The sequence below is a fragment of the Pseudomonas sp. S2_H10 genome (assembly GCF_054668285.1).
The window spans coordinates 477359-495346 of sequence record NZ_CP162754.1 but is presented as its reverse complement, the minus strand read 5'-3'; the positions used below and the strand labels follow the sequence as shown (position 1 = coordinate 495346).

Sequence of the window (17988 nt, the reverse complement as noted above, 5' to 3'; positions counted from 1 at the left end):
GTGGGATCAATGAGCGAAGATCGAACCAGGGTCAGTGCCATCGAAGACGGCCGTTTTCGGCTATTGATCGATGCGGTGATCGACTACGCGATCTACATGATTGATCCGGACGGCATCATTACCAGCTGGAACGCCGGCGCCAGGCGTTTCAAGGGCTATGAGGAGGCCGAGATCCTCGGTGAGCATTTCTCGCGCTTCTACACCGACGAGGATCGCCGCGCCGGCCTGCCGCAGCGGGCGCTAGACACAGCGATCGGCGAAGGACGTTTCGAAGGCGAAGGCTGGCGGGTGCGCAAGGACGGCACGCGTTTCTGGTCCCATGTGGTCATCGATCCGATCCTCGACCCGTCGGGCACCTTGCTCGGTTTTGCCAAGATCACCCGCGACCTGACCGACCGCAAGATGGCCGAGGAAGTCCTCAAGCAAAGCGAACAGCAGTTCCGCCTGCTGGTGCAGAGCGTGACCGACTATGCGATCTATATGCTGACGCCGGACGGACGCGTGAGCAACTGGAACCCCGGCGCCCAGCGCATCAAGGGTTACCTGCCGGAAGAAGTCATCGGCCAGCATTTTTCGATGTTCTATACCCCGGAAGATCGCGAGGCCCAGGAGCCACAACGCACGCTGGACATTGCCGTGCGTGAAGGGCGCTTTGAAAACAAGGGCTGGCGGATGCGCAAGGACGGTACGCGGTTCCTCGCCCATGTGGTTGTCGACCCGATCTGGGGCGACACCGGCACCCTGCTCGGTTTTGCCAAGATTACCCGCGATATCACTGAAGCCACGCAGGCGCAGCAGGCACTGGAGCAAACCCGTGAGGCCTTGTTCCAGGCGCAGAAAATGCAGGCCATTGGTCAGCTCAGCGGCGGCATCGCCCACGACTTCAACAACCTGTTGACGGTGATCCTCGGCAATCTGGAAATCGTGCGCAAGCGGGTGACGGACAATCCCAAGGTCACCCGCCTGATCGACAACGCCACCCAGGGCGCCTTGCGCGGTGTGTCCCTGACCCAGCGCATGCTGGCGTTTGCCCGACGCCAGGAACTCAAGTCGGAACCGGTGCAGATACCGGCATTGGTAGAAGGCATTTCCGGGCTGTTGCGCAGCTCCCTGGGGCCTTCGGTGAAAATCGAAACGCAGTTTCCCGCCGATCTCGAACCGGTGATGGCGGACCTCAACCAGTTGGAACTGGCCGTCCTGAACCTGGCGACCAACGCCCGCGATGCCATGCCCAACGGCGGGACCATCATCTTCAGCGCCAGAAACCATGAAGTGAGCGACAGCGTTTCCTCATCTCTGGTGCCCGGGCATTACGTCTGCCTGAGCATTGCCGACACGGGCGAGGGCATGGATGAAACCACGCTGGGCTCGGCGATGGACCCGTTCTTTACCACCAAGGGCGTCGGCAAAGGCACGGGCCTGGGGTTGTCGATGGTTCACGGGTTTATCGAACAACTGGGCGGACGCTTCATTCTCAAGAGTCAGAAGGATCAGGGCACGACCGCCGAACTCTGGTTGCCCGTCGCTACCAACGATGCGGTCGTCCAGCCGGTTGCCGGGGAAGTGGACGTGACGGTGCCTCGCCTGTGCGTATTGGTGGTAGACGATGACAGCCTGGTCTTGACCAGCACCAGCCTGCTGCTCGAGGACCTCGGGCACCGGGTCATCAGTGCGCCGTCCGGTGCCACGGCGCTGGATCTGTTCGAACGTGAACCGGAGATCGACCTGGTCATCACCGACATGGCCATGCCCCAGATGAGCGGCGCGCAACTGGCCAATGCCATCAGGATCATTCGACCGAACGTGCCGATCATCCTCGCCACCGGTTATGCCGAACGGCTGGAGGGCTTTGCCGCCCATCTGCCGCGCTTGTCGAAACCCTATACCCAACTCAACCTGGTGGAAATCATTGCCCTGGCGATGAAATGACGCGGCGATTGTGCTGTTCATAGCGGGCCAGCATCGGCTGGGTGCTGATGCCGTGGAGCAGGATGCTCATGGCTACCACCGAGAGCGTCAGGTCGGCACACAAGGTGGCCACTGATGGCAACAGATCGTGGTTCAAGGCGTAGAACAGGTAGTAGAAACTGCCGATGCCGCGAATGCCGAACCAGCCGATCAACCAGCGTTGCGGGCCGTTGAGCAGCGAGCCCCATGGCATCAGCCAGACCATCAGCGGGCGAATCACCGCGAACAGCACTAGCGCGACCACCAGTGCCCGCCAGTCCCAGTGTGCAGTCAGCACGACCCCGAGCAAGGTCACCAGGAACACTTCCATGGCCCGTTCCACCAGGCTGCCGAACGACAGCATGTCGCCCATCATGATCCCGGCGGCGACTTGCTTGTCTTCCAGGTGGTCGACATTGCCGGCCACGGCGGCCTCCGGCTCGACATGCTGATGACCGACCACCGGTTGGACCAGATGTTCCGCCGGTGTGCGGGTGTCACTGCTGGTACTGACCTCGGCCTGGCGCAAGCCAAGGCCGGCGGCGAACACCGAAAGAAACCCGTAGCCCTGAAGGGTTTCGGCCACGACATAGGCCAGTGCGATCAAGGCCAGGGCCAGGTAATCATTGGGGGAAAAGGTGCTGTCGGCATTCTTTATGCGCATGAACAGGGTCAGGCGGCCGATGCCGCGCCCCATCCAATAACCGGTCAGCAAGCCGGCGGGCACGGCCCATAGCAGCCGCTTGAGCGCCCATTCGTCGAGCCACGCACCCGCGTGCTCACCTTGTTGCAGAAACAGCAAACCGAGGATGACAAAAGGGAATGCACTGCCGTCGTTGAGACCGGCTTCACCCGTGAGCCCGAACCTGACCGGGTCGTAGTCCTTGGCATCGCTGACCTGCACCAGCGAGGCCAGGACCGGATCGGTGGGTGCCAGGATCGCCCCGATCAACAGCGATGGCCCCCAGGCGAATCCAAACCCGAAATGCAGCAGCAGGCTCACACCGGCAATGGTCAGGATCATCACCGGTCCCGCCAGCGTAAATGCCACCCGCCATCGGCGATCGCCCAGGGGCAGACGCAACTTCAACCCGCAGACGAACAGGGAAAAAAGCACCGCTACTTCCGACAGATGCTCCATCCAGAAGGCGGCGTCCTTGATATCCAGCCTGAGCAAACCCAGGCCCGACGGTCCGATGGCCACGCCCAGCACCAGGCAGACCGCCGAGGTGGTCACGGGCAACCAGCGCAGGTACGACGAGGTGAGCGCCAGTGTCAGCAATACGGCGCCCAGCACCGCCACCCACGCCGTGAAGCCCATCAACCGACAGGCGCGCGCAGGTACTCAGGGGTGAGCACGTTGAACCACACCAGGATCATCGTGACCAGGATCGTTACCAACACCAACAGCCCGACACCCCACACGCAAGCGGCGTTGAGCAGGCCTTGCTCCTTGCGCTCGTGCATGAAGGTCGGCAAGCCGATGAACAACAGGAACGTCGAATAAGCCGATGCCGCGGCCAGCACTGCAATCGCCAGCCAGCGACTGGGGTACAGGCCTGCCAGGCCGGCAATGAAGAACGGCGTTACCGTGTAGGCAGCAAAGCCGATGCATTGGTTGAGCGTTGGCCGCGCCTCGAAGGTGCGAGACATCCAGCGGATGAATGCGCCGATGACCACGACGCCGGCAACGATGGTCAGGTACAGCAGCACACACAGTTGCAGTGCGCTGTGGGTGCTGAGCCGCACGGTTTCGTTTTCCGCCAGGCTCCAGCCAACGTAGGTCGTGCCGAAAAACAGGCACACGGCGGGAATCAGGGCCAGCAGCAACAGATGCGCGAGGTAATGACGTGGATGGGCTTCTTCTTCCTTGCGGATATCCAGCCAGGCGAAGTTCGGTTGAGTGAACAGTTTGACAATGGGTGCGGACATGACGACCTCCAGCGATCAGTGTCTATACGCTGTGGAGCGCTGGAGGACGTCGCCGGTTCAATTTTTCGACGCGGTCACAGGATCGGTTTGCCGCCGGTGACGCCGTAGCGCTGGCCGGTGATGTAACTGGCCTCATCCGAGGCCAGCAGCACGTAGATCGGCGCGACTTCCACGGGTTGGCCCGGCCGCCCAAGGGAGGTGTTGGCGCCGAAGTTCTGTACCGTCTCCTCAGGCATGGTCGAGACGATCAACGGCGTCCAGATCGGTCCGGGGGCGACGCTGTTGACGCGGATGTTCCTGGGCCCGAGCATTTGCCCGAGGCCGGCGCTGAAATTGGCGATCGCGCCCTTGGTGGTGGCGTACGCCAGCAGCGTCGGGTTCGGCAGGTCGGAATTGACCGAACTGGTGTTGATGATCGAACTGCCGGGCTTCATGTGTTTCAGGGCTGCCTGGCAGATCCGGAAGATGGCGGTGATGTTGACGTCGAAGGTCATCACCCATTCCTCGTCCGATATGTCTTCGAGGCTGTCATGGGTCATCTGGTACGCGGCGTTGTTGACCAGTACGTCGATGCGGCCGAAGCGCTCCACGGTTTTCTCCACCAGGGCCTGGCAGTGCGCCTTTTGCGCCAGGTCTCCCGGCAGCAACAGGCACTGGCGGCCAGCCTGTTCGATCCAGTGCGCGGTTGCCTTGGCGTCTTCATGTTCGTTGAGGTAGGCGATGGCCACATCGGCGCCTTCACGGGCGAAGGCGATGGCGACCGCACGGCCAATGCCGCTGTCGCCGCCGGTGATCAGGGCGATTTTGTTGGCCAGGCGACCGGAGCCCTTATAGGAATGCTCGCCGCAATCCGGAACGGGGTCCATGGTGCGCTGAGTGCCGGGAACCGGCTGATGCTGCTTGGGGAAGGGCGGTTTTGGATAGTCGGTCATTATCGATCTCCAGTCTCGAGGCCAGGGTGTCAGAAGGTTGACCCTGGCGTTTTGGCTGGAGTTCGACTGGATTTTCGATCGGGAAACCACCAATCCCTGTAGGAGCGAGCCTGCTCGCGATGGTCGCTAACGATAACGCGCGTTCGCTGACTAAACGCGGCGCTCTTGAGTCCATCGCGAGCAGGCTCGCTCCTACAGGGATATTCATGGATATTCAGGGATTTTCGGGGATCGATCAGGCCTTGAGGTGGCGCAAACTGCGCTCCATCCGCGCGATGCCTTCTTCGAGCAGCGAGCGGGGGCAGCCGAAGTTCAGGCGCACGAATTGCTTGCAGTCATCGCCGAAGTCGAGGCCGGCACTCAAGCCGACCTTGGCCTGCTCGAGGAAGAACTGCTGCGGGTTGTCCAGCCCCAGCGCCGAGCAGTCGAGCCATGCCAGGTAGGTGCTTTGCGGCAGGTTCATGGTGACGCCGGGCAGGCGGGTGCGCACGGCCTCGGCGAGAAAATCGCGGTTGCCTTGCAGGTAGACCTTCAGCTCCGCCAGCCAGGGTGCGGCTTCGCTGTAGGCGACGCGAGTGGCCTCCATGCCCAGCGGATTGACACTGTCGACCATGCCGCAACGGGCGTGGTTGACCTTCTCGCGCAGGTGGCGATCCTGGATGATCATGAAGGAGGTCTTCAGGCCGGCGATGTTGTAGGCCTTGCTCGCGGACATCAGCGTGATGGTGCGCTGGGCGACCTGCGGGCTCAACGTGGCCATCGGAATGTGCTGGCGGCCGTCGAAGCACAGCTCGGCGTGGATCTCGTCGGAGATGATCCAGGCACCGTGCTCAAGGCAAATGTCGGCAATGGCTTGCAGCTCTGCGCGGGGGAAGGCCTTGCCCAGCGGGTTGTGCGGGTTGCTCAGCAGCAGGGCGCCGCCGCCTTGCAACGACTGGCTCAGGGTATCGAGCGGCGTGCTGTAGGTGCCATCAGCCAGGGCATCGAAACCCAGTTCGACCTTGTTCAGGCCCCAGTGCCCGGGTGCATGGCGCAGCGGCGGGTAGTTCGGAACCTGCACCACGACGTTCTGTGGCGCCTGCACCAGGGCCTTCAACGCCATGTTGAAACCGGACTCGACGCCCGGCAGGAAGATCAGTTCCTGGGGCTCGACACGCCAGGCGTACTTGTTCCAGAGGTCGGCGACGATCGCCTCGCGCAGGTCATCCTGGGCCACGCTGTAGCCGACCATCGGGTGTTCCAGTCGTTTTTGCAGGGCCTGGACGATCACCGGCGGCGCGGCGAAATCCATGTCGGCGACCCACATCGGCAACACATCGGCCGGGTAGCGGCTCCACTTGGTACTGCCGGTGTGGTGGCGGTCGAACACCTGATCAAAATCGAAAGTCATGCGCAGTCTCGTAAAAGCCGGATTGGAATGGCGACCATGATAATCCCCAAGCCCTGTGGGAGCGAGCTTGCTCGCGATGGGGCCAGCACAGTCAGCATTGATGTTGTCTGACCCTGCGCCATCGCGAGCAAGCTCGCTCCCACAGTTTGTGTTCCTTGGACGCCAACCGGGATTTGCCCGACGGTCGGTTTTCACACAGAACGCCAACCGGTTGACTAAAGTTTGAAGTGTCGGCAGCCAGACTGCCGAAACCGTGGTTGTTCAAAAAAGCCCGGCCACGTACCGGGTCCCACCTGATCAGGAGTGCACGATGGATCTCAGCCGTCGTCAGTTCTTCAAGGTCGCCGGTATCGGCCTTGCAGGCTCTAGCCTGGGCGCGTTGGGCATGGCCCCGACGCTTGCCTTTGCCGAACAGGTGCGTCATTTCAAGCTCGCCCACACCCATGAAACCCGCAACACCTGCCCGTATTGCTCGGTCGGTTGCGGCTTGATCATGTACAGCCAGGGCGATGATGCGAAGAATGTCGCGCAAAACATCATCCACATCGAAGGTGACGCCGACCACCCGGTCAACCGCGGCACCCTGTGCCCCAAAGGCGCGGGCCTGCTGGACTTCATCCACAGCCCCGGACGCCTGCAATATCCGCAGGTACGCAAGCCCGGCAGCACCGAGTGGACCCGCGTCTCCTGGGATGAAGCGCTCGATCGCGTCGCCGACCTGATGAAGGCCGACCGCGACGCCAACTTCATCGAGAAAAACGCCAATGGCCAAACGGTGAACCGCTGGCTGACCACCGGTTTCCTCGCGGCCTCGGCGGCGTCCAACGAAGCCGGGTACATCACCCACAAGGTGGTGCGCAGTCTCGGCATGCTGGGGTTCGATAACCAGGCGCGTGTCTGACACGGCCCGACGGTGGCAAGTCTTGCCCCGACGTACGGCCGTGGTGCCATGACCAACCACTGGACCGATATCGCCAACGCGAACCTGGTCCTGGTGATGGGCGGCAACGCAGCAGAAGCGCACCCGTGCGGCTTCAAATGGGTGACCGAAGCCAAGGCGCACAACAAGGCACGGCTGATCGTGGTCGACCCGCGTTTTACCCGGACCGCTTCGGTGGCCGACTATTACGCGCCGATCCGTACCGGCACCGACATCGCCTTCATGGGCGGGTTGATCAATTACCTGCTGACCGAGGACAAGATCCAGCACGAATACGTGCGCAACTACACCGACGTGTCGTTCATCGTCAGAGCCGGCTATGGCTTCGAGGACGGGATCTTCAGCGGCTATGACGCCGAAAAACGCCTGTACACCGATAAATCCGGCTGGGGTTATGAACTCGGCGAGGACGGTTTTGCCAAGGTCGATCCGACTTTGCAGGACCCACGCTGCGTCTATCAATTGATGAAGCAGCACTACAGCCGCTACAACATCGACCTGGCGAGCCAGATCTGCGGCATGCCGGTCGATGCCATGCAGAAAATCTGGGAGGAAATCGCCACTTGCTCGCAACCGGGCAAGACCATGACCATTCTCTATGCGCTGGGCTGGACCCAGCACTCGATCGGCGCGCAGATCATCCGCAGTGCAGCGATGGTGCAACTTCTGCTGGGCAACGTCGGCATGCCGGGCGGCGGCGTGAATGCCTTGCGCGGGCACTCCAACATCCAGGGGCTGACCGATCTGGGGCTGCTGTCCAACTCGCTGCCGGGCTACCTCACGCTACCGGGCGATGCCGAACAGGACTACAACGCCTACATCGTCAAGCGCACGCAGAAACCGTTGCGTCCGGGGCAGTTGTCCTACTGGCAGAACTACGGCAAGTTCCACGTCAGCCTGATGAAGTCCTGGTACGGCGCCAATGCCACGGTCGAGAACAATTGGGCCTACGACTACCTGCCGAAACTCGACATCCCCCAATACGACATCCTCAAGGTGTTCGATCTGATGGGGCAAGGCAAGGTCAACGGCTACATGTGCCAGGGGTTCAACCCTATCGCCGCGCTGCCGGACAAAAACCGTGTGATGCTGGCGCTGGCCAAGCTGAAGTGGCTGGTGGTGATGGACCCGCTGGCCACCGAGACCTCGGAGTTCTGGCAAAAGGTCGGGCCGTACAACGATGTGAAGAGCGCCGACATCCAGACCGAAGTCATTCGCCTGCCCACCACCTGCTTTGCCGAGGAGGACGGTTCGCTGGTCAACAGCAGTCGCTGGCTGCAGTGGCACTGGAAGGGCGCCGACGGCCCTGGCGAAGCGCGCACCGACATACGGATCATGAGTGAATTGTTCCTGCGTCTGCGTCAGCGCTACCAGGCCAATGGCGGCAAGTTTCCCGACCCTCTGCTCAAGTTGACGTGGCCGTACAAGATCGCCGAAGAACCTTCGCCGGAAGAACTGGCCAGGGAAATCAACGGCTCGGCCACGGCGGACTTTACCGACGCCACGGGCGCGGCGATCAAGGCCAACGCGCAGTTGGCCGGTTTCGGCCAGCTCAAGGACGACGGCAGCACCGCGTCCGGCTGCTGGATTTTCTGCGGCAGCTGGACCGAGCTCGGCAACCAGATGGCCCGCCGCGACAATGCCGATCCTTACGGCATGCATCAACACCAAGGCTGGGCATGGGCCTGGCCGGCCAACCGGCGGATCCTCTACAACCGCGCCTCGGCCGACCTGCAAGGCAAGCCGTGGGACCCGAAAAAACGCCTGGTGTGGTGGAACGGCAAGGCCTGGGCCGGCACCGACGTGCCGGACTACAAGGCCGACGTGCCGCCGGAAGCGGGGATGAACCCGTTCATCATGAACCCCGAGGGCGTGGCGCGATTCTTCGCCGTCGACAAGATGAACGAAGGCCCGTTCCCCGAGCACTACGAGCCGTTCGAAACGCCGATCGGCATCAACCCGCTGCACCCGAACAACAAGAAAGCCACCAGCAACCCGGCGGCGCGGATCTTCGATTCGGTCTGGGATACCCTCGGCGTGGCCAAGGACTACCCGTACGCCGCCACCAGTTACCGGCTGACCGAGCATTTCCACTTCTGGAGCAAGCACTGCAAGCTCAACGCGATCGCCCAGCCCGAACAGTTCGTGGAAATCGGCGAAGTGCTGGCCAAGGAGAAAGGCATCGCCGCGGGTGATCGGGTACGGGTCAGCAGCAAGCGTGGCTTCATTGAAGCGGTGGCCGTGGTGACCAAGCGGATTCGTCCGCTGCAGGTCAACAATCAGGTGGTGCACCAGATCGGCATTCCGCTGCACTGGGGCTTCACCGGCCTCACGCGCCACGGTTACCTGACCAACACCCTGGTGCCGTTCCTCGGCGATGGCAACACCCAGACCCCGGAATCCAAGTCATTCCTGGTCAATGTGGAGAAAGTCTGAATGGCCAGCCAAGACATCATTGCCCGCTCGGCCACCACCACTCCCGCGCCCTCGGTGCGCGGCATGGAAGAAGTCGCCAAGCTGATCGACACCACCAAGTGCATTGGCTGCAAGGCCTGCCAGGTGGCCTGTTCGGAATGGAACGAGCTGCGCGACGAGGTCGGCCATAACCACGGCACCTACGACAACCCGCAGGACCTCACGGCAGAAACCTGGACCTTGATGCGCTTCACCGAGCACGAGACCGACGCCGGCAACCTTGAATGGCTGATCCGCAAGGACGGCTGCATGCACTGCGCCGAACCCGGTTGCCTGGCGGCGTGCCCCAGCCCGGGGGCGATCATCAAGCACGCCAACGGCATCGTCGATTTCGATCAGGACCACTGCATCGGCTGCGGCTACTGCATCACCGGGTGCCCCTTCAACATCCCGCGCATTTCGCAAAAGGATCACAAGGCCTACAAGTGCACCCTGTGTTCGGACCGGGTGGCGGTCGGTCTGGAACCGGCCTGCGTGAAAACCTGCCCGACCGGTGCCATCGTGTTCGGCACCAAGGACGACATGAAGGAACATGCTGCCGAGCGCATCGTCGACCTCAAGAGCCGGGGCTTTGAAAACGCCGGTCTGTATGACCCCGAGGGTGTCGGCGGCACCCACGTGATGTATGTGTTGCACCATGCCGATACGCCCAGGCTGTACGCCGGCTTGCCCGATCACCCGGCGATCAGTCCGTTGGTAGGGCTGTGGAAAGGCATCAGCAAACCGCTGGCGCTGCTGGCCATGGGCGCGGCGGTGCTGGCCGGGTTCTTCCACTACGTGCGCGTCGGCCCGCAAATCGTCGAAGAGGATGAGCATCCGGACCCACCGGACACCGCCGTGCACGAAGTCGATCCGTCGGTGCACACCTTCGATCCCCGTGGAGAGGGCAGGCCATGAGCAACAAGACGATCCTGCGCTACACCAGCAACCAGCGCACCAATCACTGGCTGGTGGCGATCCTGTTCCTGATGGCCGGGTTGTCCGGGCTGGCGTTGTTCCACCCGGCGCTGTTCTGGTTGAGCAACCTGTTCGGCGGCGGACCGTGGACACGCATCCTGCATCCGTTCATGGGTGTGTTGATGTTCCTGCTGTTCCTCGGCCTGGTGTTGCGCTTCTGGCGCGCCAACTACTTCATCGCCAACGATCGCCTGTGGCTCCGGCGCATCGACCGGGTGATGCTGAACCAGGAGGAGGGCGTGCCGCCCATCGGCAAGTACAACCCCGGGCAGAAGCTGCTGTTCTGGACTTTACTGCTGTGCATGCTGGTGCTGTTGTTCAGCGGACTGGTGATCTGGCGTGCCTACTTCAGCGCGTATTTCGGCATCACCGCGATACGCTGGGCGATGCTGCTGCATGCCTTGGCCGGTTTTGTGCTGATCCTGAGCATCATCGTGCACATCTATGCCGGGATCTGGATCAAGGGCTCGGTCAGCGCCATGGTGCACGGCCGGGTCAGCCGCGCCTGGGCGAAGAAGCACCACGAGCTCTGGTATCGCCAAGTGACTCAGGACGAGACCCGCGACGAGGCTCCCGCGCGACCGATCACCAAAAAGGGCTGACATTTGCCAACCATCCTCGAACCCGGCGAAATCGAAGCGGCGGCCAGTTCGCCGCCGTTTCTGTACATGCCACCGCACGACCTGTTCAGCCTGCGCGCCCGGCGTCTGGACACGCTGGCCGAAGGGCACCCGCTGGCCGATTACCTGCGCCTGATCGCCGGGTTGTGCCGGGCGCAGCAACAGGTGCTGGACGACCCGCCCTCAAGTGAACCCCTTGACCGACAACGCATCGAGTTGTGCCAGCAACACGGCCTGCCGCCGTTCGCCGCCGACAGCCTGGCGCGCGAAGACGACTGGCAGCTTTACCTCGATGCCTTGCTGCAGCGCTATGGCGCACCGTCGCCATCCGCCGTGGCCGATGCCGTGGACTCCTTGCGCCTGGCTAGTGCCGGGCAACGCCGCGCCTGGGCAGTGGCACTGGTCAGCGGCCAGTATTCGCTGGTGCCGGCGGCGCTGGTGCCGTTTCTCGGCGCGGCGCTGCAAACGGCCTGGAGCCACTGGCTGTTGAGCACGCGCAATCTGCAACTGACGCCCGGCGACAGCCTCAGCCAGTGCCCGGCCTGCGGTTCGCCGGCCATGGCCGGGGTCATCCGCCATCGCGGCAAGCACAATGGCCTGCGTTATCTGGTGTGTTCACTGTGCGCCTGCGAGTGGCATGTAGTGCGGGTCAAGTGCGTGTATTGCGAACAGAGCAAGGGCCTGGAATACCTCAGCCTTGAAGATGACCGCCATGCCGCCAACCAGGCGCCGTTGCGCGCCGAGGTCTGCCCCGGCTGCAACAGCTACCTGAAGTTGCTCTATCTGGAGAACGATGCGGATGCCGAAGCGTTGTCGGCGGACCTGTCCAGCCTGATGCTCGACATCCGCCTGAGCCAGGACGGTTATCAGCGTCTGGCACCGAATCTGTTGCTGGCGCCGGGAGACGAATAACCGCAGCGTCTACACTCTGGCGCGACGGTCATTCGTTTTCAGGAGCGCCAGATGTCTGCACGCGGTGCCAGCCAACCCCTGCGTCTACCTTCCATCGACAGTCTGTTGCGGCATCCGGCGTGCCGGCCTTTGGCCGAGCGTTATGGCCGCGACGCCTTGCTGGGCGCCTTGCGGCAATTGCTGGATGAGTTGCGCGAAGGGGGGCTGCAGGGGTTGCTCGAACCTGTGGATGTCAGCCCCGACGTGTTGGCGGGCAGGGTTGGCGAGCGATTGGCAACCTTGCATCGCAGCCAGGTGCGTCGGGTGTTCAATCTGACCGGCACGGTCTTGCACACCAACCTCGGCCGGGCGCTGTTGCCCGAAGAGGCGATCGAGGCGGTGCAAATGGCCGCGCGTTATCCGCTCAACCTCGAATTCGACCTGCGCAGCGGCAAGCGCGGTGACCGCGACGACCTGATCGAAGGCTTGATCCGTGAACTCACCGGCGCCGAAGCGGTGACCGTGGTCAACAACAATGCCGCCGCGGTGCTCTTGACCCTCAACAGCCTGGGCGCGCGCAAGGAAGGGATTATTTCCCGGGGCGAACTGATTGAAATCGGCGGCGCCTTCCGCATCCCCGACATCATGGCTCGCGCCGGGGTCAAGCTGCATGAAGTCGGCACCACCAACCGCACCCATGCCCGCGACTACGAGGCCGCCATCGGCCCGCGCAGCGGTTTGATCATGCGCGTGCACGCCAGCAACTACAGCATCCAGGGCTTCACCACGAGCGTGCCGACCGCCGAACTGGCGCAAATCGCCCACCAACATGGACTGCCGCTGCTCGAGGACCTCGGCAGCGGCAGCCTGCTGGATTTGACCCGCTGGGGCCTGCCCGCCGAACCGACGGTGCGCCAGGCGCTGCTCGATGGCGCGGACATCGTCACCTTCAGTGGCGACAAATTGCTTGGCGGACCGCAAGCCGGGTTGATTGTCGGGCGCAAGGCACTGATCGGCAAAATCAAGAAGAACCCGCTCAAGCGTGCGCTGCGGGTCGACAAAATGACCCTGGCTGCGCTGGAAGCGGTGTTGGGCTTGTACCGCAACCCGGACCGACTGGCCGAGCGCTTGCCGAGCCTGCGCCTGTTGACCCGGCCACAAGCCGATATCCTCGCCCAGGCCGAGCGTTTGCGGCCGGCGCTCGCCCAGGTGTTGGGGGCGGGCTGGAGCGTCAGCGCCATGCCGGCACTGGGCATGATCGGCAGCGGCAGCCAACCGGTGGCGCGGCTGGCCAGCGCCGCGCTGTGTCTGCGTCCGCTGACCTCAAAACGCTTGCGCGGGCGCTCGCTGTTGACCCTGGAAGAGGCCTTGCGCGCCTTGCCGATTGCGGTCCTCGGGCGCATCGACGATGACGCCCTGTGGCTGGACCTGCGGCAACTGGACGACGAGCCGGCGTGGCTGGCGCAACTCGATCAATTGCAGGTGGAGGGCCGGGCAGGGTGATCGTCGGCACCGCAGGGCACATCGACCATGGCAAGACGGCGCTGCTCCAGGCGCTGACCGGTCAGGCGGGTGACCGGCGCCGCGAAGAACGTGAGCGCGGCATGACCATCGACCTCGGCTACCTGTACGCCGCGCTGGAGCCGGACGCGCAGTTGACCGGTTTCATCGACGTTCCCGGGCATGAACGCTTCACCCACAACATGCTGGCCGGCGCGCAAGGCATCGATCTGGTGTTGCTGGTGGTGGCGGCCGATGACAGCGTGATGCCGCAGACCCGCGAGCACCTGGCGATTGTCGAGTTGCTCGGGATTCCACGGGCGCTGGTGGCAATCAGCAAATGTGACCGGGTCGATGGCGCCCGGGTACAGATCGTTCGCGAGCAGGTCAGCGCACTACTGGCGCCGGGGCCGTATGCCGATGCGCCGCTGATGGCGCTGTCGAGCGTGACGGGCGAGGGCATCGAAACCCTGCGCAAGGCGTTGCTCGATGCCCAGCGGGACGTGGCGCAACGCAGCATCGACGGTGGGTTTCGCCTGGCGATCGACCGAGCCTTCAGCGTGGCCGGGGCGGGTATCGTGGTGACCGGCACGGCGCTGTCCGGTCAGGTCGCGGTGGGCGACACCTTGCTGCTGGGGCCACAAGGCAAACCGGTGCGCATTCGCGGCCTGCATGCGCAAAACCAGATCGCCGACCGCGCCTTTGCCGGCCAGCGCGTGGCGTTGAACCTGAGTGCCGAACGGCTGGCGCTGGAGCACATCCATCGCGGCCACTGGTTGCTGGTTGACGGTTTGTATGCGCCGACCCAGCGCGTGGACATCGACATGCGCCTGCTTACGGGCGAGTCCCGGGCCTTCGAGCACTTTCAACCGGTGCATGTGCACCTCGGCACCCAGGACGTCACCGCGCGAGTCGCCTTGCTCGAAGGCTCCAGCCTGGTGCCCGGAGGCCGCATGTTTGCGCAACTGTTGCTCAATTCACCGGTGCATGCGGTGAAGGGCGACCCGCTGATCCTGCGCGATCAGAGTGCCCAACGTACCCTGGGTGGCGGCCGGGTGCTCGATCCGTTTGCCCCCACCCGCCAGCGCCGCAGTCCCGAACGGCTGGCGCAACTGCAGGCGCTGGCGAACAGCGCAAAACTCGAAGAGGTGCTGCCGACATTGCTGGCCCACAGCGACACCGGGCTCGATCCGCAGCGTCTGGAGCGGCAGTTCAATCAACCGCGCAGCAGTTGGGTGTTGCCCGCTGACGTGCGCTTGATCGACACCCGCCAGGGCGCGTTGCTGTTCAGTGCCAGCCGTTGGCAAGCCTTGAAGGTCGCAGTGCTGGAGCACCTCACGCGTTTCCACCAGCTGGAACCGGACCAGATGGGCCCGGACCGCGATCGCCTGCGCCGGTTCAGCGGTAGCGCGCTGGAACGCTCGACGTTCATCAGCCTGCTCGACGAGTTGCTGGCCAGCGCCGAGATCAGCAGCAGTGGCCCGTGGTTGCATCTGCCCGGGCATCAGGTGCACTTGAGCGAAGACGACCAGGCCCTGTGGCGACAATTGCAGCCGTTGTTCGAACAGGCCGGGTTCGCACCGCCGTGGGTGCGTGACCTGGGACATGACGAGGCCGCCGTGCGCGGCTTACTGCGCAAAATGGCGCGCCTGGGGCTGATGCATCAAGTGGTGCGCGACCTGTTCTACACCGACAGCATGATTCGCCAATTGGCGGCTATGCTGTTGCAACTGGCGGACGCCAACCCGGTGATCCAGGTGACGGCGTTTCGTGATGCGGTGGGCCTGGGGCGCAAGCGCAGCATCCAGCTACTGGAGTACTTCGACCGCATCGGCCTGACCCGGCGTTTTGGCGATCGTCGCCAGGTTCGCCCGGACAATGCGCTGGCCCAACGCAACGAGCCCTGATCCAGGCGCAGGAATTCAAGGAAGGCAATCGCGCCCGGTGGCGCGGCCGGGCTTCAAACCCGGTTGGGGACGGCATCCGTTCCCGGGCAGGTTCGACTCCGGCTGCCTTCCGCCAATCAACCCCACCTTTCCTCACCCACCCACCCCTGTAGGAGCGAGCTTGCTCACGATGATCGCCAGTCCGCCGCGTATACCCAGAAAGTACGCGTCATCGTTGACGACCATCGCGAGCAAGCTCGCTCCCACAATAATCTCCGGCGTTGACACTATGGTCGATCCACCCCGGCCCCCTGTAGGAGCGAGCCTGCTCGCGATGATCGCCAGTTCGCCGCGTATACCCGGGAAGTACGCGTCATCGTTGACGACCATCGCGAGCAGGCTCGCTCCCACAGGGATCGCGGCAGTCACGTTGCAGGATTTACTCGGTGGCTACGACGCAATTGGTTGCACCACGCCGCTCACAAAGCCGATTACGCAGGCGTTCGGCCCAGTAGCGGCCGGCCTCTTTGACATCGCTCCAGGAGTCGTAGGTGCTGCTTTCGAACAGGCCGATGATCGGTTTGCGGGCCCCCACGCGGCGGTCAATCTCGGCGGCGATGACTTCGCCGGTCTGGGCATCGGCCAGTTTGCCTTCGATGGTCACTTGCCCGCTGAACGGCGGTTTGCCGGTGGTGTGGGTCAGCGTTTGCATCGCGGCGGCCTTGGCGCCCGGCAGGCCGAGGGGAATGGGAATGTAGGACGCCGCTTTCATCGACGAATCAGCCGCTTCCGCATCGACGATCGCCACCGAGACTCGCAGGGTGTCCGGCCCCGGTTGATCGACGATCTTGTAGTCCTTGCCGAGTTGCTCGGCCACCAGCTTTTGGAAGTTCTGCGAAATCGCGGCAGTGTCGGCCGCCGGTGCATCCTTGAGTCTGGACTTGGGTCCGCCGTACAACTTGATCGGGTCCAGGAGCACTTTGTTGTATTGGGCAAAGGCCGCCTTGTCGGCGTATTTCGGGTTGCGATACAGTCGCAGCGCCTCGTCTCCCTGGCCATCTTTCATTTTCGGGTAGACGTCCTCCATGAAACCGGAACCGGTCAGGTTTTCCCCCAGGGTAGTGCTTCTGCCTGGCTGCGAGGTGGACGAGCAGCCGGCCAATACGATCAGTGCGACACCGAGCGTCAATGTACTCAAGCGTGGATTCATGCAGTTCTTCCTTAGTTGCATCAGGGATTGCGGAGGGGTTGAAAGGCCAGGCTCAAGGGTAGTTCACAGAATCGGGTTTAGTTGCGAAGGTTTACCTTTGCACAAAGTCGGCCCGGCTTTACTACGCTGGCATGATCTGATGGGAAATTGGCGCGAAATGGACAATCCGCCGGGCCAGGGTGCATCAAGCTAGGCATGGATCTGCGTGATCCCTCACTCTAAAAAAAACAGCACTCAGCGTGACGGCCCTGGGCCCGTCGCAAGGATCTCGTATGACAAAAGCACACATACCCGTTGGTGCGGGCGGGCAAACGCCAGAGGTACCCCGTTCGGTGTTCATCACCGGCGCCAACGGTTTTATCGGCAAGGCACTGCTCAAGCGCTACAAGGCCCTGGGTGCACAAGTGCGCGGCATGGACCTGTTTGCCGACCCGGAGAACGATGTGGTGGCCGGCAACCTCACCCAGCCTCAGGTCTGGGCCGAACATGCCAGGGGATGCGACTTGTTCATCAACACCGCGGCGGTGGTGTCGCTGGCCGCCCCCTGGAAACTCTATCGGGAAGTGTCGGTGCGGGGTGTACGCAATTGCCTCGACGTCGCGATTGCCGGCGGTGCCAAGCGTTTTGTGCACATTTCTTCGATCGCGGCGCTGGGCTGGACCTATCCGGACATGGCCGACGAATCGTGCGATGTGGTCATCGGCGATCAGTATCGCTATGGCGTGGCCAAGGGCGCGAGCGAGCACGTGGTGCTGGCCAGCCATGCCGCGGGGGAAATCGATTGCACCGTGGTGCGCCCGGGGGATGTCTACGGGCCGGGCTCGCGCGCCTGGCTGATTGAACCCTTGAAGATGGCCAAGGCCGGCGCCTTGATTTTGCCCAATGGCGGCAAGGGTGTCTTTACCCCGGTGTATGTCGAGGACCTGCTCGACGGCATCATGCTGGCGGCGGGGCTGGATCAGGCGCGGGGACATATTTTCCACCTCAGCAGCGCCAGCCCGACCACTTGCAAGGCGTTCTTCGCCAATCACTGGCGCTGGGCAGGGCGCAGCGGTGCACCGCGCACGCTGCCACTGGGTCTTGCGGCAGCGCTGACCGGCCTGATCTGGCGGATCAACGGCGTGCTCAGGGTCAATAGCGAAGTCACCCCGGACACCATGTACATGCTCGCCCGCCGCGGCGATATCTCCATTGCCAAGGCGCGGCGTTTGCTCGGCTATGAACCGAAGGTGACCCTTGAGGACGGCTTGCGTCGTTCCGAAGACTGGTTGCGGATGAACGGGCAGATCACCCCCTGAAAGGCACCAC

The 17988-nt window shown here is 63.2% G+C and carries 13 protein-coding genes and 1 tRNA gene; 9 read left to right on the top strand and 5 right to left on the bottom strand.

Features of this window, described 5'->3' with window-relative positions; all coding sequences use genetic code 11:
* Nucleotides 1-9: 9 nt before the first annotated feature.
* The gene (locus AB4O16_RS02160) at nucleotides 10-1929 is read left to right on the top strand and encodes a hybrid sensor histidine kinase/response regulator (protein WP_460156865.1); all 1920 of its coding nucleotides are present in this window, start codon (nucleotides 10-12) and stop codon (nucleotides 1927-1929) included.
* Here the strand turns inward: AB4O16_RS02160 and AB4O16_RS02155 are convergent.
* From AB4O16_RS02155 to AB4O16_RS02140, 4 genes are all read right to left on the bottom strand, one after another.
* Nucleotides 1907-3268 carry a cation:proton antiporter gene (locus AB4O16_RS02155; RefSeq protein ID WP_160386740.1) on the bottom strand — a complete coding sequence of 454 codons (1362 nt, stop codon included), beginning with the start codon at nucleotides 3266-3268 and terminating at the stop codon, nucleotides 1907-1909. The genes AB4O16_RS02160 and AB4O16_RS02155 overlap by 23 nt on opposite strands.
* Nucleotides 3268-3879 (bottom strand): Yip1 family protein, encoded by a 612-nt coding sequence (locus AB4O16_RS02150; RefSeq protein ID WP_160386742.1) that lies wholly within the window; start codon nucleotides 3877-3879, stop codon nucleotides 3268-3270. The genes AB4O16_RS02155 and AB4O16_RS02150 overlap by 1 nt, the downstream gene beginning before the upstream one ends.
* 74 nt (nucleotides 3880-3953) lie before the next feature.
* Nucleotides 3954-4811: an SDR family oxidoreductase gene (locus AB4O16_RS02145; RefSeq protein WP_160386744.1), complete on the bottom strand. Its 858-nt coding sequence runs from the start codon at nucleotides 4809-4811 to the stop codon at nucleotides 3954-3956.
* 235 nt (nucleotides 4812-5046) lie between these two features.
* The gene (locus AB4O16_RS02140; protein WP_460156864.1) at nucleotides 5047-6201 is read right to left on the bottom strand and encodes a MalY/PatB family protein; all 1155 of its coding nucleotides are present in this window, start codon (nucleotides 6199-6201) and stop codon (nucleotides 5047-5049) included.
* A 310-nt stretch (nucleotides 6202-6511) separates the two neighbouring features.
* On the opposite strand from AB4O16_RS02140, the gene fdnG reads away from it, so the two are divergent.
* From fdnG to AB4O16_RS02105, 7 genes are all read left to right on the top strand, one after another.
* Nucleotides 6512-9577, top strand: coding sequence for a formate dehydrogenase-N subunit alpha (fdnG, locus tag AB4O16_RS02135; RefSeq protein ID WP_160386748.1), 3066 nt, complete (start codon nucleotides 6512-6514; stop codon nucleotides 9575-9577).
* The gene (gene fdxH, locus AB4O16_RS02130; protein ID WP_160386750.1) at nucleotides 9578-10513 is read left to right on the top strand and encodes a formate dehydrogenase subunit beta; all 936 of its coding nucleotides are present in this window, start codon (nucleotides 9578-9580) and stop codon (nucleotides 10511-10513) included.
* The gene (locus AB4O16_RS02125) at nucleotides 10510-11175 is read left to right on the top strand and encodes a formate dehydrogenase subunit gamma (RefSeq protein ID WP_460156863.1); all 666 of its coding nucleotides are present in this window, start codon (nucleotides 10510-10512) and stop codon (nucleotides 11173-11175) included. Before fdxH ends, AB4O16_RS02125 begins: the two co-directional genes overlap by 4 nt.
* 3 nt (nucleotides 11176-11178) lie before the next feature.
* The gene (gene fdhE, locus AB4O16_RS02120) at nucleotides 11179-12105 is read left to right on the top strand and encodes a formate dehydrogenase accessory protein FdhE (protein WP_460156862.1); all 927 of its coding nucleotides are present in this window, start codon (nucleotides 11179-11181) and stop codon (nucleotides 12103-12105) included.
* Between the two features lie 51 nt (nucleotides 12106-12156).
* Entirely contained in the window at nucleotides 12157-13587 is a 1431-nt protein-coding gene (gene selA, locus AB4O16_RS02115) for an L-seryl-tRNA(Sec) selenium transferase (protein WP_460156861.1), read from the top strand.
* Complete coding sequence (gene selB / locus AB4O16_RS02110) at nucleotides 13584-15491, top strand: selenocysteine-specific translation elongation factor (protein WP_460156860.1); 1908 nt, start codon at nucleotides 13584-13586, stop codon at nucleotides 15489-15491. The genes selA and selB overlap by 4 nt, the downstream gene beginning before the upstream one ends.
* A gap of 19 nt (nucleotides 15492-15510) precedes the next feature.
* A tRNA-Sec gene (locus AB4O16_RS02105) sits at nucleotides 15511-15606 on the top strand.
* A gap of 303 nt (nucleotides 15607-15909) precedes the next feature.
* On the opposite strand, the gene AB4O16_RS02100 is transcribed toward AB4O16_RS02105, so the two are convergent.
* Nucleotides 15910-16680 carry a DUF3313 domain-containing protein gene (locus tag AB4O16_RS02100; protein WP_460156859.1) on the bottom strand — a complete coding sequence of 257 codons (771 nt, stop codon included), beginning with the start codon at nucleotides 16678-16680 and terminating at the stop codon, nucleotides 15910-15912.
* 272 nt (nucleotides 16681-16952) lie between these two features.
* Here AB4O16_RS02100 and AB4O16_RS02095 point away from each other — a divergent pair, with 272 nt between their 5' ends.
* Nucleotides 16953-17978, top strand: coding sequence for an NAD-dependent epimerase/dehydratase family protein (locus AB4O16_RS02095; RefSeq protein ID WP_460156858.1), 1026 nt, complete (start codon nucleotides 16953-16955; stop codon nucleotides 17976-17978).
* Nucleotides 17979-17988 lie beyond the last annotated feature (10 nt).